24 protein-coding genes and 1 pseudogene are annotated in these 21,824 nt (G+C 28.5%); 16 read left to right on the top strand and 9 right to left on the bottom strand.

Features of this window, described 5'->3' with window-relative positions; genetic code table 11:
* Position 1 precedes the first annotated feature (1 nt).
* Positions 2 to 454, bottom strand: coding sequence for a methylated-DNA--[protein]-cysteine S-methyltransferase (locus CAMP5060_RS00930; RefSeq protein ID WP_214100353.1), 453 nt, complete (start codon positions 452 to 454; stop codon positions 2 to 4).
* 110 nt (positions 455 to 564) lie between these two features.
* On the opposite strand from CAMP5060_RS00930, the gene CAMP5060_RS00925 reads away from it, so the two are divergent.
* The 11 genes and pseudogenes from CAMP5060_RS00925 to CAMP5060_RS08270 form a co-directional block, all read left to right on the top strand.
* Complete coding sequence (locus CAMP5060_RS00925) at positions 565 to 1,812, top strand: ankyrin repeat domain-containing protein (protein ID WP_087700614.1); 1,248 nt, start codon at positions 565 to 567, stop codon at positions 1,810 to 1,812.
* Entirely contained in the window at positions 1,809 to 2,555 is a 747-nt protein-coding gene (locus CAMP5060_RS00920; RefSeq protein WP_214100354.1) for an SDR family NAD(P)-dependent oxidoreductase, read from the top strand. The genes CAMP5060_RS00925 and CAMP5060_RS00920 overlap by 4 nt, the downstream gene beginning before the upstream one ends.
* A gap of 16 nt (positions 2,556 to 2,571) precedes the next feature.
* Positions 2,572 to 4,284: a Na+/H+ antiporter NhaC family protein gene (locus CAMP5060_RS00915; RefSeq protein WP_337217728.1), complete on the top strand. Its 1,713-nt coding sequence runs from the start codon at positions 2,572 to 2,574 to the stop codon at positions 4,282 to 4,284.
* Positions 4,285 to 5,325, top strand: coding sequence for a tRNA (uridine(54)-C5)-methyltransferase TrmA (gene trmA, locus CAMP5060_RS00910; RefSeq protein WP_337217727.1), 1,041 nt, complete (start codon positions 4,285 to 4,287; stop codon positions 5,323 to 5,325).
* A 54-nt stretch (positions 5,326 to 5,379) separates the two neighbouring features.
* Positions 5,380 to 5,802 carry a MarR family winged helix-turn-helix transcriptional regulator gene (locus tag CAMP5060_RS00905; RefSeq protein ID WP_087700618.1) on the top strand — a complete coding sequence of 141 codons (423 nt, stop codon included), beginning with the start codon at positions 5,380 to 5,382 and terminating at the stop codon, positions 5,800 to 5,802.
* 11 nt (positions 5,803 to 5,813) lie between these two features.
* On the top strand, positions 5,814 to 6,986 hold the full coding sequence (locus CAMP5060_RS00900; RefSeq protein ID WP_214125467.1) for an MFS transporter: 1,173 nt from the start codon (positions 5,814 to 5,816) through the stop codon (positions 6,984 to 6,986).
* Between the two features lie 68 nt (positions 6,987 to 7,054).
* Positions 7,055 to 7,414, top strand: a complete 360-nt coding sequence (locus CAMP5060_RS00895; RefSeq protein ID WP_192866647.1) for a CoA-binding protein — start codon at positions 7,055 to 7,057, stop codon at positions 7,412 to 7,414.
* Positions 7,415 to 7,416: 2 nt separating this feature from the next.
* Positions 7,417 to 8,628, top strand: a complete 1,212-nt coding sequence (ilvA, locus tag CAMP5060_RS00890; protein WP_087700621.1) for a threonine ammonia-lyase — start codon at positions 7,417 to 7,419, stop codon at positions 8,626 to 8,628.
* Positions 8,629 to 8,671: 43 nt separating this feature from the next.
* A complete protein-coding gene (gene cetC, locus CAMP5060_RS00885) occupies positions 8,672 to 9,163 on the top strand; it encodes an energy taxis response protein CetC (RefSeq protein WP_087700622.1) in 492 nt (163 codons plus the stop codon).
* Positions 9,164 to 9,248: 85 nt separating this feature from the next.
* Positions 9,249 to 9,740 (top strand): PAS domain-containing protein, encoded by a 492-nt coding sequence (locus CAMP5060_RS00880; protein ID WP_087700623.1) that lies wholly within the window; start codon positions 9,249 to 9,251, stop codon positions 9,738 to 9,740.
* 687 nt (positions 9,741 to 10,427) lie between these two features.
* Positions 10,428 to 11,129, top strand: a pseudogene (locus CAMP5060_RS08270) (methyl-accepting chemotaxis protein); the annotation flags it as partial.
* A 17-nt stretch (positions 11,130 to 11,146) separates the two neighbouring features.
* Here the strand turns inward: CAMP5060_RS08270 and lon are convergent.
* Positions 11,147 to 13,525 carry an endopeptidase La gene (gene lon, locus CAMP5060_RS00870; RefSeq protein ID WP_337217265.1) on the bottom strand — a complete coding sequence of 793 codons (2,379 nt, stop codon included), beginning with the start codon at positions 13,523 to 13,525 and terminating at the stop codon, positions 11,147 to 11,149.
* Entirely contained in the window at positions 13,525 to 14,181 is a 657-nt protein-coding gene (locus CAMP5060_RS00865) for an outer membrane protein assembly factor BamD (RefSeq protein WP_214125471.1), read from the bottom strand. Before CAMP5060_RS00865 ends, lon begins: the two co-directional genes overlap by 1 nt.
* Positions 14,182 to 14,358: 177 nt before the next feature.
* Here CAMP5060_RS00865 and fliW point away from each other — a divergent pair, with 177 nt between their 5' ends.
* The 5 genes from fliW (at position 14,359) to CAMP5060_RS00840 (ending at position 16,912) form a co-directional block, all read left to right on the top strand.
* Positions 14,359 to 14,754, top strand: coding sequence for a flagellar assembly protein FliW (fliW, locus tag CAMP5060_RS00860; protein WP_012661666.1), 396 nt, complete (start codon positions 14,359 to 14,361; stop codon positions 14,752 to 14,754).
* Positions 14,754 to 15,482, top strand: a complete 729-nt coding sequence (locus CAMP5060_RS00855) for a pyrroline-5-carboxylate reductase (protein WP_214125473.1) — start codon at positions 14,754 to 14,756, stop codon at positions 15,480 to 15,482. Before fliW ends, CAMP5060_RS00855 begins: the two co-directional genes overlap by 1 nt.
* Positions 15,479 to 15,775 carry a hypothetical protein gene (locus tag CAMP5060_RS00850; protein ID WP_337217726.1) on the top strand — a complete coding sequence of 99 codons (297 nt, stop codon included), beginning with the start codon at positions 15,479 to 15,481 and terminating at the stop codon, positions 15,773 to 15,775. The genes CAMP5060_RS00855 and CAMP5060_RS00850 overlap by 4 nt, the downstream gene beginning before the upstream one ends.
* The gene (locus CAMP5060_RS00845) at positions 15,759 to 16,487 is read left to right on the top strand and encodes a type II secretion system protein (RefSeq protein ID WP_337217725.1); all 729 of its coding nucleotides are present in this window, start codon (positions 15,759 to 15,761) and stop codon (positions 16,485 to 16,487) included. The genes CAMP5060_RS00850 and CAMP5060_RS00845 overlap by 17 nt, the downstream gene beginning before the upstream one ends.
* Positions 16,488 to 16,585: 98 nt before the next feature.
* Positions 16,586 to 16,912 carry a hypothetical protein gene (locus tag CAMP5060_RS00840; protein ID WP_337217724.1) on the top strand — a complete coding sequence of 109 codons (327 nt, stop codon included), beginning with the start codon at positions 16,586 to 16,588 and terminating at the stop codon, positions 16,910 to 16,912.
* Here CAMP5060_RS00840 and CAMP5060_RS00835 read toward each other — a convergent pair.
* The 6 genes from CAMP5060_RS00835 to CAMP5060_RS00810 all read right to left on the bottom strand — a co-directional run bounded on the left by CAMP5060_RS00835 (position 16,888) and on the right by CAMP5060_RS00810 (position 21,745).
* The gene (locus tag CAMP5060_RS00835; RefSeq protein WP_087700631.1) at positions 16,888 to 17,529 is read right to left on the bottom strand and encodes a MarC family protein; all 642 of its coding nucleotides are present in this window, start codon (positions 17,527 to 17,529) and stop codon (positions 16,888 to 16,890) included. The two genes, CAMP5060_RS00840 and CAMP5060_RS00835, sit on opposite strands and share 25 nt — an antisense overlap.
* A 48-nt stretch (positions 17,530 to 17,577) precedes the next feature.
* The gene (gene rpsR, locus CAMP5060_RS00830; protein WP_039618521.1) at positions 17,578 to 17,838 is read right to left on the bottom strand and encodes a 30S ribosomal protein S18; all 261 of its coding nucleotides are present in this window, start codon (positions 17,836 to 17,838) and stop codon (positions 17,578 to 17,580) included.
* A gap of 11 nt (positions 17,839 to 17,849) precedes the next feature.
* Complete coding sequence (locus CAMP5060_RS00825; protein ID WP_087700632.1) at positions 17,850 to 18,377, bottom strand: single-stranded DNA-binding protein; 528 nt, start codon at positions 18,375 to 18,377, stop codon at positions 17,850 to 17,852.
* A 3-nt stretch (positions 18,378 to 18,380) separates the two neighbouring features.
* Positions 18,381 to 18,755, bottom strand: a complete 375-nt coding sequence (rpsF, locus tag CAMP5060_RS00820) for a 30S ribosomal protein S6 (RefSeq protein ID WP_012661658.1) — start codon at positions 18,753 to 18,755, stop codon at positions 18,381 to 18,383.
* A 91-nt stretch (positions 18,756 to 18,846) separates the two neighbouring features.
* Positions 18,847 to 19,812, bottom strand: a complete 966-nt coding sequence (gene holA, locus CAMP5060_RS00815) for a DNA polymerase III subunit delta (protein ID WP_337217723.1) — start codon at positions 19,810 to 19,812, stop codon at positions 18,847 to 18,849.
* Complete coding sequence (locus CAMP5060_RS00810; RefSeq protein ID WP_337217722.1) at positions 19,805 to 21,745, bottom strand: ribonuclease R family protein; 1,941 nt, start codon at positions 21,743 to 21,745, stop codon at positions 19,805 to 19,807. Before CAMP5060_RS00810 ends, holA begins: the two co-directional genes overlap by 8 nt.
* Positions 21,746 to 21,824: the final 79 nt, after the last annotated feature.

Raw genomic sequence — 21,824 nt, 5'->3', positions numbered from 1 at the left:
TTTAGAGCACGCCTTCTAATTTAAGTAAAGCTTCTTTGATAAATAAACCACCATTATATCCACCTAAGTGATTTTTAGCTACCACTCTATGGCAAGGTATAAAAATTGCAAGTTTATTTTTAGAATTTGCATTGCCCACTGCTCTAAAAGCTTTTGGATGATTGATAAAAGAAGCAATTTCTTGATATGTTTTAGTTTGTCCATAGGGAATTTTAATTAAAGCTTTATATATCTTTTGTTCAAATTCGCTCCCCTGAAGAGCTAGGGGAGTATTAAAAGCAAAAAGCTTTTTGTTAAAATAAAGGTCTAGTTCTTCTAAGGCTTGCTCTAAAATAGCGTGTTTATCTTTGGTAAAATCAGGCTTATATGTAGTAAAATTAACATTAATAAGCTTATCTTTATCACTTTGTAAAAAAATATAAGCAAAACTAGCTTTATAAAAACTTTGATACATATTTTTCCTTATTTTAAAAGCAAGCATTGTATGAATTTTAAATTAATTAATTGTTATTAAAGCAAAAATTTAGTTAAAATAGTGATTTAATTTATATTCAAGGAAAATACTTGAGAATTTTACTATTTAGTTTGATTATAAGTTTAAATGCTTTAGCTTTGGATTATACTTGTGAGTATGTTAAGGAAAATAAGGTTGATTTTTTCAAAGAATTTGAGCCAAAAAATACACAAGATTTTGCTCAAGTGGATTTAAATTGCGCTTTTTCTTTAAAAAATCATCAAATCACAAAAAGATTATATGAGCTTGCTAATGAAATTAGAGGAAGCAATAGTGCTTGTATGGGCGGAGAATATTTTAGCGATTTGAGAAAATTTGATTTTAAATTATTAGAAATTGCACTTGATCCACAAGGTTATCAGAAAACTTTACAAGATCCTATAATACTTGAAGAAAAATTTGCAAAATTAAAAGCTTATTTTAGATTTTGGGCTTATCAAAGTATTGGAAATTTTAAACTTTTTAAGGAATTTTGGAAAGAATACAACAATGCAATCAACCCTTTAACTAAATATTTTCAAGAGGAATTTAATTTAGATAAAGCAAGTGCGATTTATTTTGCTAGTAATGCTTTGAATGAATTTTTAAACTGGGCAGTTGGTGAAACTAAAATTTTTAAAGATATTTCAGATTTTGAAAAATTTGTGGCTAATAAAAATAATTCTTTAGAGCAGATTAAAGAATACATTTATACTAAAAAAATTAGCAATTTAGAATTAAATAATGGTTTTAAATCAGCCTTGTTAAATAATAGAGAAAGTGAAATTGTAAGTGAATTTATAAAATTAGGTGTAAAAATAAATGAAGGTTATGAGTCTGCTTTATTTTTTGCACTAGATAATGCAGAAAATGTTAAGGTTTTGCTTGAAAATGAAGCGGTGGTTGATTATAAAAATTCTTTTGGTAAAACACCGTTGTTTTATGCTGTTGAATATAACAACTATAAAGTTGCTAAACTTTTGCTTGAAAATGGCGCGAATGTAAATCAAAAATATATTAATGATAACGAAAAACTTTCTATTGCTAGCATGGGAAGCAATACTCCATATTTTATTACCTTATGTGCACTTGAGCATACTTCTAAAAATATCTTTATGCATGGGGCAAATTATGCAGATGTAAAAATGCTTAAATTGCTTATAGATTATAAGGCTAATTATAAAGAAATAGATGATTTGGGATTTAATGCACTTGATTTTGCCATCATTGCAAAAAAAGAACAAAATATTAAATTTCTAAAAAAACTTGGTTTAAAAGAAAATGAAAATTTGATGTTATATGAAAAGGCGCAACCATGAAAACTGCTTTAATAACAGGAGTAAGCTCAGGCTTTGGTTTAGAAAGTTTAAAAGCCTTAATAGAGCTTGATTATAAAGTTATAGCTATAGCAAGACGCAAGGAAAGATTAGAAAAACTACAAGAACTTTATGGAGATAAAATTTATCCTATGATGCTTGATGTTAGAGATAAACAAGCAGTTTTTGCGGCAGTTGAAAATCTACCTCAAGATTTACAAAATATTTCTTTACTTGTTAATAATGCAGGTCTTGCTTTGGGTTTAAATGAGTTTGATTCTTTAGATATTGAAGATATTGAGGCCATGGTAGATACTAATATCAAAGGCTTTTTATATATAGCAAGAGCTACTTTACCTTTACTTAGAAAGGCAAAAAACGCTCATGTGATTAATCTTGGTTCAATTGCAGCAAATGTGCCTTATTATGGAGGCAATGTTTATTGTGGAACCAAGGCTTTTGTAGCGCAATTTTCTAAAGCTTTAAGGACGGATTTACGTGGAAGTAATATAAAAGTAACTAATATCGCTCCAGGACTTTGCAAAACTGAATTTAGTGAAGTAAGATTTAAAGGTGATATTAAAAAAGCTGATGAGGTTTATGAAAATACTAAATATATCAAAGCTGAAGATATAGCAAGAATTATTACTTTTATCATTAGCTTACCTGAGCATATTAATATTAATGAAATAGAACTTATGCCTGTAACTCAAACATGGGCAGGAACTTTTAGCGAAAAAATATAAAAACTTAAGGAAAAATATGAAAATTTTTTATTTACTACTAACTCCTTTACTGTTACTTGCTGATGCGCAAGCAAATGCAGAACTTTTTGGAGTTTGGACGCTTTTACCGCCAGTGATAGCTATTATCTTAGCTTTTATTACTAAAGATGTGGTGCTTTCGCTATTTATTGGTGCATTAAGTGGCACTTTTATGTTGGGACTTATTGAAAGTAGCATTTATCATGCTATCATAGCTTCTTTTACGGGGTTTATTTCTAAAGTAGTAAATGCTATGGCAAGCCCTGGTAATGCAGGGATTTTATTACAAGTTTTAACTATAGGTGGAGTTGTAGCTCTTATTACAAAAACAGGAGGTACTAAGGCTGTAGCTGTTTGGCTTTCTACTAAAGCTAAGCAAGCAAAAAGCTCGCAATTTGCTACTTGGTGTATGGGGATTTTTATTTTCTTTGATGATTATGCTAATTCATTAATCGTAGGTCCTATCATGCGTCCAGTGACAGATAAATTTAGAGTAAGCCGTGAAAAACTTGCTTTTATTATGGATGCAACTGCAGCACCAATTACTGGTCTTGCTATCATTTCTACTTGGATAGGACTTGAAATTTCTTTAATTCGTAGTGGATATGATCTAATCGATAATGCAACTTTTGCGCATTTGGGTATAGCAAAAGAAGAAATCAATGCTTTTGAAATTTTTGTGCAAACCTTACCTTATAGATTTTATAATCTTTTTATGTTGATTTTTGTTATTTTAACTATTTATACAGGTAGAGAATTTGGACCTATGCTAAAAGCTGAACTTAGAGCTAGAGCGGGTAAATTTTCTCATGGTCATGAGCAAATTGATAATATAGAAGATAAAGTTTTAGAGCCAAAAGAACATGTAAAATTGCAAGCTTCTAATGCTATTATACCTTTGGCTGTTTTGATTGTATTTTCATTTATAGGTTTTTATTTTAGCGGTTATAACGCCTTAGATGATGCAAGTATTAAAGCACAAATTGATGCAGCACCACTTAGTTTATTTGCTTTTAGAGAAACTTTTGGCGCAGCTGATGCTTCTGTAGTATTATTTCAAGCAGCACTTTTAGCTACCATAGTGGCTATTATTTTGGGAATGTATAGAAAAATATTTACTTTAAAAGAAGCTATTGCAGTTTGGACTCATGGTTGGAGAACTATGATTATGACTGTGATTATTTTACTTTGCGCATGGTCATTAGCTTCTGTGATTAAAGATTTAGGAACTTCTAAATATTTAATTGATTTATTTTCAGATAAAACACCTATTTACTTGCTTCCTACGGCAATTTTTATTTTTGCTTCTATTATTTCTTTTTCAACAGGAACTAGTTATGGGACTATGGGTATTTTAATGCCTTTAGCTATTCCTTTGGCTATGGCTGTTGGGGTTCATAATGAATTAAGCGGAGCAGAGTTGCACCAATATATGATTATTAATATTTCAGGGGTTTTAACAGGGGCTATTTTTGGAGATCACTGCTCACCAATTTCTGATACCACGATACTTTCATCTATGGGGAGTAAGTGCGATCTTTTAGCTCATGTTAGCACGCAAATGCCTTATGCTTTGAGTGTTTGTGCTATTAGTATACTTTGTGGTTATCTACCAGTGGCACTAGGACTTAATGTATGGCTAGGACTTGTTTTTGGAATCTTAGCTATGATAGCTTTACTTTTTGTGGTTGGCAAAAAGGTAGATGCATAGATGCATTTTGAAGAAAAAATTGCTTTAAATAAAGCATTGTTTTCTTCTTTATATGATGGAGAAATTCAGTGCTTTAAATCACCTTTAAAAGCTTATAGAACTAGGGCAGAATTTTCTATATATCATCATGAAAATGGGAAAATTTCTTATGCAATGTTTGAAAATAAGAAAAAAATTCCTATTGAAAAATTTGATATAGCAGATGAAAAAATTCAAAAATACATGCCTATTTTATTAAATAATCTAAATGAAAATTTAAAACATAAGCTTTTTGGAGTAGAGTTTTTAGCTACAAAATTAGATTTAAGTGTAACTTTACTTTTCCATAAAAATATAGAGCTAATTACACAAGATTTACAAAAATTAGCAGAAAAATTAAATCTCAAGCTCATAGCAAGAAGCAGGGGTAGAAAACTTGTATTTAATGGGGAAAATTTAAGACAAGCTCTAAAAATCAATACAAATGAATTTTTATATGAGTTTAATAATGATTGTTTTATCCAGCCCAATACTTATATCAATGAAAAGATGATTGAATGGGTTGTATCTTGTGTAGAGAGTGATTTTAAGCAAGATTTATTAGAGCTTTATTGTGGTTATGGAAATTTTACCATAGCCTTAGCAAGAAACTTTAACAAAGTTTTAGCAACTGAAATTTCTAAAAAAAATATCGAATTTGCTTTAAAAAATTGTGTTTTAAATTCTATTGAAAATATAACTTTTACAAGGCTTTCTAGTGAAGAATTAAGTCAAGCTTTGAAAAAAGAAAGAGAATTTAACCGCTTAAAAGGCATAGATTTAGATAGCTTTAGAATATCTCATGTTTTAGTTGATCCTCCAAGAGCAGGACTTGATCTAAGTGTGATTGAACTTATTAAAAATTATGAAAATATCATTTATATTTCATGCAATCCTATCACTTTAAAAGAAAATCTTGAAATTTTATGTCAAAGTCATGAAATTTTAAATTTGGCCTTTTTTGATCAATTTGCCAATACTCCTCATCTTGAATGTGGGGTGCATTTAAGAAAAAAAGCTTAGTATAAGTTAGAATTTATACAAGCTTTGTTACTATAAAAATAGTTGATTTAATCAATTAATTTTTATAAAGGATTTCTCATTTTATTTCAAAAAATTACCTATACAAATAGAAAAATACTCTATAAAGTCAATGAAATTTTAAAACCCTTTGGATTAAAATCAAGTGATTGGAGGGTTTTTGTGTATTTAAATCAGCATGGTTGTAGCACTTTAGCTCCAATATGTGAGTTTTATCAGATGGATAAAGCTATACTTTCTAGAGTTGTTTCTAAATTAGCAAAACTTGAATATATAGAGTTTTTAAAAGCAGATGATAAAAGAGAAAAAATTATTACTTTAAGTGCTAAAGGTAAAGAAATTTTTTTTGATGCAAATGTTTGTATAAGAAAATATGAAAGAAAGATTTTAGATATCTTAGATGTAAAAGATCAAGAAAGACTTTTAAAATTACTTGATTATATCAATGAGAAAATTTAAAAGGTTTTTTCATGGGATTAAGTAAAAAATATAATTTATTTAATATAAATTTTTTCTGTATTTTTGGGATAAATTTTGCTATTTGTCTTGTTTTTTATATGAGTACTATTTCTAGTACAGATTATGTTTTGGGTGTTTTAAACCTTCAAACTAGCACCGCAGGTCTTATTATGGGGGCTTTTGTTATAGGTGCTTTACTCTCTAGACTTTATTTTGGTTCTATAATCGATGATGTTAATATAAAAAAGGTTATAGTGTTTTCGCTTTTGTTTTATCTTTTTATTAATTTAATGTATTTGAAATTTTATAATGTATATTTTTTGATTTTAATACGCTTTTTAGCAGGGGTTTGTTATGGAATTTGTTCTTGTGCTTGTGGGGCAGCTATTGCTAGGATAATACCTAGCAATAAAAGAGGAGTTGGTATAGGATATTATGCTACAAGCGTTGTTTTAACTTCAGCTTTAGGTCCTTTTTTGGCTATAAAACTTGACTCTATCAATCAATTTTGGCTTAGTTTTTTAATAGCTTGTTTGAGTATTGTCTTTGCATTGGTCTTATCTATTTTTTTAAAAGTAAGAAGATTTAAAAAACATCATCATATAAAAAGAAAATTTAGTATTTATAATTATTTTGAAAAATCAGTTTTAAATTTAGCCTTGGTAACCTTTTTACTCGCATGTCCTTTTGGCGCTATTATAGCTTATATGAGTGCTTATACCCAAAGTTTAAATTTAGCTTTTGCTGGATCTATGTTTTTTGTGGTATATGCTGGATTTTCTATGGTTTTTAGACCACTTGCTGGTAAAGTGTTTGATAAATATGGTGCTAATATAGTGATGATTTTTTCCTTTTTAAGTTTTATAGTGTGTTTGCTTTTACTTACCTTTGCCTCGAGTTTTTATATGATTATTTTAGCTGGAGTTTTTTGTGCACTAGGTTATGCTAATGCTACTTCAAGTGCTCAAGCTTTAGCTATAAAACTTGCACCCAAAGAAAAAATGGGTTTGGCTAATTCTACATTTTTTATAGCCTTAGATTTTGGTATAGGAGTGAGCCCTTATTTACTAGGTATTATAGAACCAAGTATAGGTTTTGCTAATGTTTATGCTTTTTGTGCTTTGTTAGTTGCAATAGCTTTGATTTTATATTATTTGTTGATTGTAAAAAAAGCTTCTTGTTAATTTGATTTTGGATACAATGCTTTAAAAAGGAAAAAGCATTGAGTGATAGTCATAAAATACTAAGTTCTATGAAAAATATAGCCATCATAGGACTTAGCCCTAATCAAGATAAACCTTCTCATTTTGTAAGTAAATATTTACAAGATTTAGGTTATAAAATTTATCCCATCTATCCTAAAGAAGATTTTATTTTAAAGGAAAGAGTTTATAGAAACTTAAAAGATATTCCTTTTGAAGTTGATACTGCTATAATGTTTAGAAAAGCAAGTTTTGCAAATGAAATTTTTGAAGATCTTTTGAGTAAAAAGATTAAAAATTTTTGGATGCAACTTGGCATTATCAATGAAGAAATAATGCAAAAATGTAAAAAATATGGTATAAATTGCGTTCAAGATCGTTGCATTAAAATAGAACTACAAAAAGGATAAACATGGTTGAATTAAATAAAATTTATCAAGCAAAACAAAAAATTGCAGATTTTGTATTAAAAACTCCTTTTGTGCACTCTTCTTTTTTGAGTGAGTTTTTGGAAACTGATGTTTTTTTAAAATGTGAAAATTTACAAAAAACAGGTGCTTATAAAATCAGAGGAGCTTATAATACAATAGCTAATTTAACTAAAGAACAAAAACAAGCAGGTGTAATAGCTGCAAGTGCTGGAAATCACGCACAAGGGGTAGCAATTAGTGCTAAAAAATTTGGTATAGAAGCTGTGATTGTTATGCCTGAAGCTACGCCTTTGTTAAAAGTAAGTGCGACTAAAAATTTAGGTGCAAAGGTGATTTTAAAAGGAGATAATTTTGATGAGGCTTATGCTTATGCACTAAATTACGCCAAAGAACATCATTTAAATTTCATTCATCCTTTTGAGAATGAAAGTATTATAGCGGGGCAGGGTACTTTAATGCTTGAAATGCTTGATGAAATAAGTGATTTAGATATGATTTTGGCTCCAGTTGGTGGGGGAGGTTTGATTAGCGGTGTGGCAAGTGCCGCTAAGCAAATTAATCCTGCTGTAAAAGTTATCGGAGTGAGTGCTAAGGGAGCTCCTGCGATGTATGAGAGTTTTAAAAGTAAAAAAATAATCAATTCAAAAGCTGTTAGAACTATAGCTGATGGTATAGCAGTGCGTGATGTGAATAAAATTAATTTTGATATTATTCTTGAATGTGTTGATGATTTTATTCAAGTTGATGATGAAGAAATAGCTAATGCAGTATTGTATTTACTTGAAAAACATAAAATCACAGTTGAAGGTGCTGGAGCATCAGCAGTTGCTGCACTTTTGCATAAAAAAATAGATTTAAAAAATCATAAAAAAATCGGTGTGATTTTAAGTGGTGGAAATATTGATGTGCAAATGTTAAATATCATTATAGAAAAAGGTTTGTTTAAGGCATTTAGAAAAATGCTTATCAACGTTACTTTGATTGATAAACCAGGTGCTTTAAGTGCTTTAAGTGATGCGATTAAAGAGGCTCAAGCTAATATAGTTAAAATTGACTATGATAGATTTTCAACCAAGCTTGAATATGGCGATGCGATGATTTCAATTACCTTAGAAACTAAAGGAAAGGAACATCAAGATTTAGTTAGAAAAATACTTTATGATAAAGGATTTAATTTCAATGAAATTTTATGATAAATAAAATATAATATTTTGTAAATAAATAATAGGAAAAAAAATGTCGCAAGAAAAAATTTTAGAGCCAGATACTTTAATAACCTCTAAAACAGATTTAAAAGGGGATATTATTTACGCTAATGATGATTTTTTGAAATATGCAGGTTATAAAATGGAAGAAATCTTATACAAACCTCATAATATTGTGCGTCATCCTGATATGCCAAGAACTGTTTTTAAGTGTTTGTGGGATTATATACAAGATGGGAGAGAAATTTTTGCTTTTGTAAAAAATAAAACCAAACAAAATGATTATTATTGGGTTTTTACTAATGTTACAGCTTCGTTTGATGAGCAAGGAAATATTATAAATTATTATTCAGTAAGAAGAAAACCTAAAAGAGAAGCTATACCGACAATAGAGCAAGTGTATAAAATTCTTTTAGAGGCTGAGGAAAAGGGCGGTATAAAAGCTGGAGTTGATGAGCTTGTTAAAATAGTTAGCTCTTATGGTATGAGTTATAATCAGCTAATCTTAGAGCTTCAAAAGTGATTTTTACAAATTTTATTTATAAATTGTTGTTTGTATATAAGATATAATCACTCTCTTTTTTGATTAAAACTGAGGAGATCAAATTATGTCTGTAGAAAAAATTCTAACATCAGATGTTTTGATAACATCAAAAACAAATTTAAAAGGTGAGATTATTTATGCAAATGAGGATTTTTTGAAATATTCTGATTATAAAATAGATGAAATCTTATACAAACCTCATAGTATTATGCGTCATCCTGATATGCCAAGAACGGTTTTTAAATATTTATGGGATAACATTCAACTTAAAAAAGAAGTTTTTGCTTTTGTAAAAAATAAAACAAAATATAATGATTATTATTGGGTATTTGCTAATGTTACTGCTTCGTGTGATACAAACGGAAGTATTTTGAATTATTATTCAGTAAGAAGAAAACCAAAAACAGAAGCCATTAAGACAATGGAAGAAATATATAAGATACTTTTAATGAAAGAAAAGGATAATGGTGTTAAATCCGGGATTGAAGAGTTGGAAACAATAGTGAAATCTTATGGAATGACTTATAATGAACTAATGATGGAAATTCAAAAATAACTAAAAAGGATTTTTATGAAAAATATTATGTTTATCGGTATTATTTTAAGTATGTTAGGCTGTGGAATTTCTTTGTTTTTTACAGAATTTATTTCCTCTGGATTTTTTTTAGTTTTGTTTTTGTTGCTTATATGCAATTTATTTATCTTAAAAAAGGAAGAGGAATTTAGTGATAAAATTTTACATCTCAGCAGAGAGCTAAAAAATGGTAATTTTGATTCAAGAATTGTATATATTAAATGCAATAATAAAAAACTAAAAGAAATTGCGGATAATCTTAACAATACTATAGATGGTTTAGAAGCTTATTTGAGAGAAATTAATACTTCTATTGCTTGTTCGCAAAAAGGAGAATATTTTAGAAGGGCTATTCCTGAAGGTTTAAAAGGAATTTTTGTTCATAATATTAATTTTATCAATAAAGCTTTGGATGATATAGAAAAAACAGGAAAATCTGTTTTTAAAAATGCTTTATCGAGAGAATTGATGGATTTAAGTTTAAATAGTCAAAATAAAAATTTAAATGATTTATCTTCTGCATTAAACGGGATTATTAAATTAATGAGAGAAGTTTTTGGTGATATTAAGATAATATCAGATACTGCTCAAAAAAATGGTCTAGAGGTTGGCAACTTGCAAGATTCAATTTCCTCTATGATGCAGGTAGCTGATGAAAGTAAAAACGCTGTTGATACTTTTGCTTCAAATGCTCAAAGCATTAATGCGATTGTTGAAGTTATTAGAGATATAGCAGATCAAACCAATCTTCTTGCACTAAATGCGGCTATTGAGGCTGCTCGTGCAGGAGAGCATGGTAGAGGTTTTGCGGTGGTTGCGGATGAAGTAAGGCAACTTGCAGAAAAAACTCAAAAAGCAACAGGTGAGATTACTTTAGCAATTCAAGTAATGAATCAGGAAATTAGCTCTATACAAGAAAATAGTGAAAAGGTATTTGATATTGCAAATTCTTCTAATAGTAAAATTGCTGATTTTAGTGAAGCATTTAGGGAATTAGAGGATAAAAGTTCCCATTTAGGAAAAGAATTTGTTAATTTTGCTTCTGATTTGACTTTATCAGCTATGAAAATAGATCATATTTTATATAAATCAGATGTATATTTAACACTTAACGGTTCACAAGAGAAACTTCAAAATTTAGATCCTATTTCTACTTTATGTAAAGATGAAGATGCTAAAAGTATTTTCTGTCCTTTAATTTCTCAAAGCGAAATGGACTCTAAAAGTGAAAAAATACAACATTCTGCAAATAAAGCCATAGAAGTAGCTAAAAAAGAAAATATAACAAAAGAAGATTATGATTCAATTATTAGTGATATAAGAGAGTTAGAAAAAGACAGCAAGTTGATTATGGATAAACTAGAAGCTTAATAAGCTTCTAGTTTTTTTTACACAAGAGCTATTTTTAATACTTCATTTAAAGTTTTTACCCCAATTATTTTCATATTTTCTATTACTTCCTCTGGGATATCTTTTAAGTCTCTTTCGTAATTTTTATGTGGGATTATGGCCGTTTTAATATCAGCTTTGTAAGCAGCAATTAATTTTTCTTTTAAGCCACCTATTGGTAAAACATTACCCATTAAGTCAATCTCTCCTGTCATTGCAACATCAGATCTTACTTTTTTATCACTAAAAATAGAAGCAATAGCTGTAGTAATTGTTATGCCTGCACTTGGTCCATCTTTTGGTGTTGCGCCATCTGGAACATGAATATGAAGATTATATTGATTGTAAACACTCTCATTTTCTTTATAAAAAAGATTTTCAGGTACTATAATTTGCTTTTCATCAATTAAATTTTTAATAAGACTTTGGGCAATTTTTGCTGATTCTTTCATTACATCACCCAAACTTCCTGTAAGAGTTAGCTCGCCTTTACCTTTGATTTTAATAGTTTCTATTTTTAATACATCTCCACCCACTGCAGTCCATGCAAGTCCATTTACTTGTCCGATTTTGTTTTCTTTTTCATGTTTTTCTATTTCAAAGACTTTTTTGCTTAAAAAATCTTTTAAATTTTTAGTATTGATTTGAATGTGTTTAGTATTTTCCTCTAAAAGAAGTTTTTTAACACATTTTCTACAAACTTCAGCAATCTTTCTTCTTAAATTTCTTACACCTGATTCTCTAGTATATTCATTTACTATTAATTCTATAGCATCATCATCAAAGCTAATTTCTTTTTCCTTGAGTCCATGTTTTTTTATTTCATCAGGTATGAGATAGTTTTTGGCTATTTGGAATTTTTCTTGAGGAGTGTAAGAGCTAAGCTCTATAAATTCCATTCTATCTTTTAAAGCAGCAGGTATTAAGCTTGCATCATTTGCAGTAGCTATGAAAATGATTTTACTTAAATCGATGTTGAAATTTAGATAATAATCCCTAAATTTAGTATTTTGTTCAGGATCTAAGATTTCAAGTAAAACCGCACTTGGATCTCCTCTATGGTTGCGACTTAGTTTGTCAATTTCATCAAGCACAACAACAGGATTGCTTTGTTTAGCTTCTATAAGTCCTTGTATAATACGTCCTGGCATAGCTCCTATATAGGTTCTTCTATGTCCTCTTAATTCATTAACATCCTCTAAACCGCCTAAAGCTATGCGCACTAACTCTCTTTTTAGTGCTTTTGCGACCGAATTTGCTAAAGAAGTTTTACCAACACCTGGAGGTCCAACTAAACATAAAATAACTTTAGCACCATCTCTATCTTTGATTTTGCGTTTTTCTAAAAGTTCTTTAACGGCAAAGTATTCTTCAATGCGTTCTTTTGGTTTTTCTAATGCATAATGATCACTGTTAAGCTGTGAAGACACATCTTTTAAATTAAGTTTTTTCTTTGAAGAGTGCTCAAAAGGTATATCTAAAACTGTCTCTATGTAAGTTTGCACCATAGATGCTTCTGAATTATCTTGATGAATTCTTTCATATTTTTGAATTTGTTTTTTGATTTCTTTGTAAGCTTCTTCATACATAAAAGCTTTTTTCTTTTCTAATTTTTTATTATATTCTTCTACTTCACTTTCTTTTTGTATATCACTTCCAAGTTCTCTTTGAATTTGTTTGAGTTGTTCTTTTAAGAAATATTCTTTATTGACTTTGTCTATTTTAGAATGAACTTTGTTTTTGATTTCTTTTTGGATTTTATTTGCTTCAATTTCTTTAGCTAAATGATCAATTAAATTTAAAAGTTTTGTTTCCAAGTTTGTTTCAATAAAAAATTCATATGCTTGTTGCTTTTTGATTTTGATAGAATTTAGTATCAAATCACAAATTCTACTAGGCTCAACATCTTCTTCTATGGTTCTTAAAAGATCAGGTGGAAAATAATGACTCACAGTAGATAAAGCTTTAGCCTTTTCTCTTACTACTTCAATGATAGCCTCTTTTTTTGTGTTGCATAATGGTTCTTGGTGGATTAAATCAACTAGAGCAAATAAAGGATCATCTGAGATCTTCTCAATAATCTTAGCTTTAGCATAACCTTGAAATAAAATTTTAATCCTGCCATCAGGCAGCGGAACCTTTCTCATTATAGTCCCTATTACCCCGCAATCATAAATATCATCAAAACCACGCCCACCTTCAATTTTTGATGGCGCTACAAAAATCATGCTTTCATTTTGCAAAGCAGTATCTAAGGCTTTGATATTTTGCATGTCATTTAAAAAAATCGGTGTTATCATAAAAGGGTATAAAAAAAGCTCATCTTCCACAAGAACAGGAAGTTTTGTTGGATAGTTTTGAGTATTTTCTAATTTCATTACATTATACCTTCTTCAAATATTTTTCTATACCATGGAAGTTCTGGTTTGATCATATCGATTTTATTAAAATCGGAATTTTCTATTTTTTGCTTATAAATCTCATAGCTTTGCTCTCTATTTTTTTTCTCGTACAACTCTGCTATACTTGTATCAAGATAAAAAACTGCAAGATTAAATTTAGTAAGCATGGTGTCAATTAGATCATTATATTGCACATTAGGGTAGTTTTGATTGTATTCATTGATTTCTTCTATTGTTTTTAGCATTAGTGCTTGGTTGCGATTTGGCACAGCAAAAGAGTCGAATTTGGCTTTGATTTTTAAATATCTTATATAAGCTACATTTTTTGAATCACCAAATTTATTTAAGTATTCATCAAGATAAAAATTTGCCATTTCATATTCTTCTTCGCTTATATGAGCTTGAGCTAATATAAGTAAAGTTTGCTCTAATAATGGATCAGCAATATGCTCAGCTGCCATTGAAGTATAGTGTTTATCAGCTGCTTCAAGATTTTTTTCTTGTAAATCTTTTATAATTTGTTGATACCATTCCATTGAGCTTAGATTATATAAATCTTCAGCTTTTTTTGAGCTGCATGCCCCTAAAAATAAACTCGCAATAATAAGTGAAAAAATAAAAAGTTTTTTCATAGTGTTACCTTATAAATTTTTGATAATTTATAATTATAGTGTTTTTATGTTTATGAAAATGTTAATTTTTAAAACTAAAATTATATTCAAAAACTCTTAATTAGTGTAATTTTAAAGTTGGAACTAAAATTGCTTTATGAGTTGTAATTTCTTAGTCAATAGATTTTAGGAGGCAAGATGAACTTAGAGGTTAAATGTCCTATTTTAGGGTTTGAAGATACCAAAAATATGAACTTTTATAAAATAGATGAGGTTTTTTATAGACTTAAAAGCCTTGATGGTAAAGATTTTTCTTTTGTGATGATTGATCCTTATATGATCCGTCCTGATTATGATTTTGAAGTACCTGATTATTATCAAGAATTGCTAGCTTTAAATGAGCAAACTAATTTTGGAGTATTTGTTATCGTAGCTATTAATGAACCATTAGAAGAATCTACGGTAAATTTTTTAGCACCTGTTGTGATGAATTATGATAATAATTCTTTAGTGCAAGTGATTTTAGATACAAGTAAATATCCTAATTATTTTCAGTCTGAAAAGATTTCAGCTTTTATTAAACAAACAAAATAATGTCTGAAATTTATATTTTAGGAAATGGTGCTATGGCAAGTGCTATAGCTAAAGGTTTGAAAGATACTTATAAAGTAGTTGTTGTTGCTAGAGATTTAAAAAAAGCTAGTAGCTTAAATCTAGAAGTTTTATCTTATGAAGAATTTGACATAGAAGATAAAAATGTTATTTTAGCATTTAAACCTTATGCTTTAGAAGAAGTAGCTATAAAATTAAAAGGTAAGGCAAAGTGGCTCATTTCAGTTTTAGCAAATACTACTTTTGAGCGACTTCATTGTATTGATGCGCAAAATTATATAAAAATTATGCCAAATACAGCAGCTGAATTTAAAGCCTCAGCGACTGCGTATTTAATGGAAAATGATTTATATAAAGATGAAATTTTATCTTTGCTAAATACTTTTGGTAGAGCCATAAATTTACAAAATGAAAAAGAATTTGATGTGGCTATGGTTTTAAGTGGTTGTGCTCCTGCGTTTTTGGCTTTGGTCGCAGAAAGTTTAGCAAATGCAGGTGTGAAAAATGGTTTAAAAAATGAACTTAGTTATGAACTTGCTCGTGCAAGTTTTGAAAGTTTTAGCACTTTGTTTAATCATGCACATCCTGCTATTATTAAAGAAAAAATTTGTTCTCCGGCAGGAGTAACTATAAAAGGAATTGAAGCTTTGGAAAAAAGAGCTTTACGCGGTGCTTTTTTTGAAGCTTTTAATGCAAGTTTAAATAAATGAAGCAAGCTTTTAGTCTCCTAGAGCTTGCTTTTTGTATTGTAATTTTATCTTTTATTTTTGGATCTTATTATCTTGTATTTGCAAATAAATTTTTAAATGTTATATGGCAAAATCAAACCCTTTTTAATGAAGAAAAAGAATTATTTATGCAAAATCCTTCATATAAAGCAAAAGAAATACATATAAATACTTATAACTTTTTAGAATACACTAGTAATGAGTTTAAACTTAAATCTTTAAAAATAAAAGATTTATCCTACAAAGAAGCTTTTATAGATGAAAAAAGCTTTTAGCTTGTTAGAGCTTGCACTAAGCCTTGTTATCTTGGGTGTATTGATTACCATCTTAAGCAATCCGGCTATACATCTTTATAATCATAGTTATAAAATTAAAAATTCCAACACAGTATTTTTAAATTTAAACCAAACTTTGCTTAGTATGGAAAAATTTTATCATTCTTGTTTAAATGTGACATTGACAAGTAGCTCTTTTGAATGTTATATGAGTGCAAATGATGATATTTTTTATGATATATCGTTAAAAAAGTTAAATTTTAGTGGTGTTATTTTAGAAAATAATGAAAGTTTTTTTAGTCCAAAAAGCAATTTGCATTTTGTAGAAAATGGAAGTTCTAAAGGAATTTTAAGTAATTATAAAGATATGCATAGTGAAAAAAAGTTAAAAATATATGCTAATGATTATATGTATTTTTATGATATAAAAAATTCAAAAATTTATAAAGTGCTAGTTAGCGATAGAGAGAAAATATATTTTATTAATGATAATTTTAGTGGATTTTATACTATTTTATATGCTTATATTAGGGTGTATTTAGAAAATGAAAATATTTATATACAAATAGATGATTTAAATCATAACAAACGATCTTTTTTGCTAGCTCAAAATATTTCAAAGTTTATTTTCAAGCAAGATGATAAGGCACTAAAAGTTTTAATATGCGATAAAAGTCAAAATGAATGTTTATCTAAGTGGATGTTTTTATGAAAAAATCTTTTGCTATGATTTATACAATATCTTTTATTATATTTATCTCTTTTGTTATGATATTTATAATAAAAATTTCTTCATATTCTCCAAGAATTATGAAAGATTTAACTCTTTATACTCAAGGAAAGATTTTACTCCATGATGCAAAAGAGCTTTCTAAATATTTTTTATATCAAGCTTATTTGGAGGATAAAGAATGTTTAGATGAATATAATTTTGAATATAATAATATAAAAATACGAATTGATTATGCTTATCCTTTAGGTGAGTGTAAAGGATACAAATTGATAGCAAATAATGCTAATGCAAAAAGCATTGTAGCAATAAATATTAGTGTTTTGTTAAATGATAATAAAGCAGTAAATGAAGAAGTGTTTTTGCAAAAAAGTTTTTTTATTTATCCTAAATTAGATTGGATGTAAGTTTGAACCCCAATAGCTATCATTTTCACTCCCATAGCCATAATAAAAACTAAAGCAATGCGTGAAAAAACATAAAGCACAAGCTTTCCTATGACTTTTTCAATGGTAGCTGAAAAGTGGAACAAGGCAAAAATAAAAGCAAAGGTAAGCAATACAGAAGCTACAGCTATGGCTAAATTTTGATCTTCTGAAATAACCACTATAGTAGAAAGTGTTCCAGGACCTACTAGCATAGGAAATGCCATTGGCACTATACTTTTTTTTAATAATTCTTTATGGCTTAATCCTTGATAGTGTTGAAATTGAGAACTTGATGGAGTAAAAAGTAAGTTTTTAGTGCTCATAATGATTAAAATCAAACCACCTGCAACTCTTAAATCATTAATATCTATTTTAAATAAATATTTCATGATAAACGGTCCAGAAAGTAAAAAAACTAAAACAATACAAAATGCAGTATAAATGATATTTCTAAAAAGTTTTTTTCTTGTATCAGCATCTAAGCCCTCAGTCATTGCGAGAAATTGAGGAAGATTTCCAAAAGGATTTAAAACTGCTATAATAGCAACAGAAGCAAGCAAAATAACATAAATTTCAGATTCTATATCTGAAAACATAAAACAACCTTTTATTTTCCCAAGCTAAAAAGCTTGGGATTGATTTAATTATAATCCTTCAAAAGGATTGGTAACAACTTCTTTTCTATCTACGATATAAGGGATCAGTGCTACATGTCTTGCGCGTTTAATAGCAACTTCAACCATTTCTTGGTGTTTTTTGCTAGTGCCTGTTAAACGGCGTGGCATGATTTTAAATCTTTCTGATAAAGCATGTTTTAACAATGCTGTATCTTTATAATCGATGAAATCAACTTTAGCTTCAGTGTATTTGCAATATTTACGTGAATATTTTCTTTTTTCTGCCATGATTTTTTCCTTTAAAATGGTAATTCTGTGTCATCATCATATTTATCAATATCAATTTCCTTCATAGGAGTTTCTTTTTGAGGATTTTGATAAGTATTTGATGGGTTTGTTCTGGTTTGTACTTGAGCATAAGGATCAAAGCTTTGTTGTTGATTAAAATTTTGATTATAACCATAATTTTGATTGTCAAAATTGTTTTGCTGACTATTTTGTACGGTTGAACCTAACATTTCTAAATTCTCAACTTGAATACTGTGTTTTGATCTATTTTGTCCATTTTGATCACTCCACTGCTCAAATCTTAAACGACCTTCAATTAAAACTTTACTACCTTTGTTAAGATATTGATTAGCAATCTCTGCTGTTCTACCAAAAAAACTAATGTCGATAAAGCAGGTTTCTTCTCTTTTTTCTCCTGTATTTGTACTAAATCTTCTTGTTACAGCTATAGCAGAAGAGCCTATTGCACTACCTGATGGAGCATAGCGCATTTCTATATCCCTTGTAAGATTACCTACTAAAACGACTTTATTAAACATTAATTAGCCTTCTGTACTTTCACTAGCTTTGATTTCTTTTTTATTTTGTTTGATACCTTTGCTTAGTTTTTCCCAAGCTGCAATTTCTTTTTTATTTTCATATTTTACGATTAAAAATCTAATTACTTCTTCAGTGATTCTTAATACCCTTTCAAGCTCTGCAATTAAATTTGTAGGAGCCTTGAAATAAATTACAAAATAAGTTCCTCTTTCGTATTTTTTAATTTTGTACGCAAGTTTTCTTGTTCCCATTGGAACTACGCTTTCAATTTCTGCGCCATTTTTTGTAAGGACTTCTTTTACGAATTCCAACTTAGCACTTACTTCTTCTTCTGTAAGTGTTGGTTTTAATATGAATAAAACTTCATAATGTCTCATTTAATTTCTCCTTGTGGATATAAAGCCTAAATTTTTTAGGCAAGGATTTCGCATAAAATGCGAATTTTATTCTACCATAAGTTTTCTTAATTTAACTTTTTAACATGGAGCTAAGTTGCAAAAGTGTTGCGATTAAAAACTCTTTTTTTTCTATTTTAGAATTCTTTTTTAATTCGTATTCGCAATTACAAAGTATTAAAAAGATATTTTTATATTGTGATATTTTGATCATAAGAGCTTGTTTTTGAAGATTTTGTGCCACAGAAATAGGCGGGGTATAGCCTAAAATTTCCTTTAAGTCTAAATTTCCATAAATTTTAATATGTAAAGCTATTTTAAAAAGTCTATAAAAATTTGCATATAAGGCATTAATCAATGCTATTTCATTGTAATTTTCTAAAATATTTTCAAGTTCGTTTCTTAAATCTTTTTTTTGCATTAATTTATCAAAAAAACTTTCAAAACTAATAGTACTTAAACTATAACAATGCTCTTGGATGATTTTTTCATCGATATTTAGACCACTAAATTTATTTAACTCATTAGCCGCTAAATATAAATTTTCATTAAAATTATAAAAAAGAGCATAAAGGGCATTTTGAGTAATGTTAATATTTAATTCTTTAGCTTTTAAAGCTAGTAATTCCATGCCTTCCTTAGCTGAATTTACTTTATAAAATCTACAAAAATTATTAGCAAAAATTTTCTCCGCTTCACTTTGTTTGGAGCTTTCATCATAAATTTCAAGTAAAAAATAATTATCTTGCGAATTTTGACAAAGCTGTAAAAGTTGCTTGAGTTCTTTACTTGGGATTTTCTTTTGAGTTTTGATTTCTAGCAATTTTCTTTCACTAAATAAGGAAGCGCTAGATAAATAATCATATGCTTGCTTAAAATCATATTCTTCAAAATAAAATCTTAAACTCTCATCAAAAGAGTATTTGTCTTTAATAAATTTAGTATAAAGCTCTATTTGGAAATTATCCGCTCCATAAAGTAAGAAATAATTAGGAAAATTATTGCTATTAAGTAAGCTTTGGAGTTGATTTTTATACATTTTGGTTTCTTTCTAAACTAAAATGCTTGGTGATTTTGCCAAAAATTTTAGCACTAATAATATCTACTTCAGTGATTTCCACTTCTATATTTTCTAATAAATTTGCCCTTGAACCTATGATGGTAATCAAAGCTCCCTTAATTTCATCATTTAATTTTACTTGCAATGAACTTTGATTTTCTACCACTAAAGCCTTAAATCTTTTTCCTATATTTTCTTTTGCCCATCTTGCAAATTTTCTATCCATGAAATGCCAAGCAACTTTATCTGCTTCTCTTTCTAATAAGCTTAATTCCTCACAAGTGCTTTGTATGTTTAAAAGCAAATAATTAAACATTTTTTCATCATTGTTGATTTTAGCTTTTAAAAGTCTATGTAATATAAGATCAGAATATCTTCTAATAGGACTTGTAAAATGGGTATATTTATCAAAACCTAAGCCAAAATGCCCTGCATTTTCACTAGAATATTCTGCTTTTTTTTGCGCCTTGATGATGAGTTTATCTACTTCTTCTCTTATATTTAGCTCATTTGCTAAGACTTGAATGTCTTTAAATAATTCTATGACATTATTTTTAGGATCAATATCTATACTAAGTGTTGAAAGATCAGCTAGCAATTGATCTATTTTTTTATAATCAGGACTTAAATGATTTCTAAAAACTCCTATATCAATGAATTTTGCTGCAGCTTTATTAGCTAAAAGCATGCAATCTTCGATTAAATTATGCGAGGCAGTGTCATTTTCAAGGCGTGTTTTTATGAGTTTATTATTTTCATCTAAAGTCATTCTTAGCTCTTGGGTTTTAAACTCACAAGCATTTTTCAGACGTTTTTTACGTAAATTTTGAGTGATTTTAAAAACTTCATAAAGCCAATTGATTGCGCCTAAATCTTCTTGCGTTTGTAAATACTCATCAACTTCATCGTAATTAAAACGGCGTTTTGAGTTGATAATAGCCTCAAAAAGCTCTTCTTTAATCACTTCATTGTTTTGATCTAAACTTATTTTAAAACAAAATGCTAATCTATCTTCGTTAGGTTTTAGTGAGCAAATATTTTCACTCAAAGCTCTTGGTAGCATAGGTATGGCAATATGAGGAAAATAAATCGAAAAACCCCTTGATCTTGCTTCTTTATCAATAGCACTATAAGCATGCACATAAGCGCTTACATCAGCTATGGCTACATAAATGGCATGTTCATTTTTATCATAATAAATTGCATCATCAAAATCTTTTGCATCAATTGGATCAATGGTGCAAAAATTTAAATTTCTAAGATCTTTTCTTGATGGATACATGCTTGCATCAACTTTATCTCCATAAGCTTTTGCTTCATTTTCACATAAATTATCAAAAATTGCATTTTTATTAAAAAGCGCTAAGGAAATTTTTTCATCCACAAAATCATCATCAATATGCCCTATCACTTCAGTGATATTATTATCATGATTTTCTATTTTTAAAATAGTTCCCAAAGGCAGAGCTTTTAAGGATTTTTGAGAGGCTTTTAAGGCACATGTGAGTCCTGTTTGAATATTTACCCCAAGGACTGCTTCGCCGTATTTTTTGGTCATAACTAAAGAAGTTTCATGGGCTCTTTTAAGTATTAAAATAACTTTAGCACTTGGACGCTTTTTTTTAAGAGGGAGTAATTTTGCTACAACTATATCAGCATAATTTGCTCCTTTTAAATTTTTATTTTCTATGAGCAAATCACGCTTAAAAGCAGGATTAAAACTTTCTAAAAATCCCGTTCCATTAACAGAAATATCAATCTTACCAAAAGTAAAGCCATCTTTTAAATAGTACTTGTTTTTATAAAATTTAATAATATCACAAGTTAATAATTCTCTAATGATTTGCTTGTTTTTATTGGTAATTTCATCAGCATTTAGACCATAGCTTAGTTGATTAAATAATTCTTTCATAAGACTCTTTATAGTAATTTTTCAAAACTTAAATTTTATCATAAAAGGATTAAATTTATATTTTTTAGTTATAATCTTT

Origin of the sequence: Campylobacter sp. 1569 (assembly GCF_024723675.1) — a bacterium.
Classification (GTDB): domain Bacteria; phylum Campylobacterota; class Campylobacteria; order Campylobacterales; family Campylobacteraceae; genus Campylobacter_D; species Campylobacter_D jejuni_C.
This window is presented reverse-complemented; position numbering and strand designations above follow the sequence as displayed.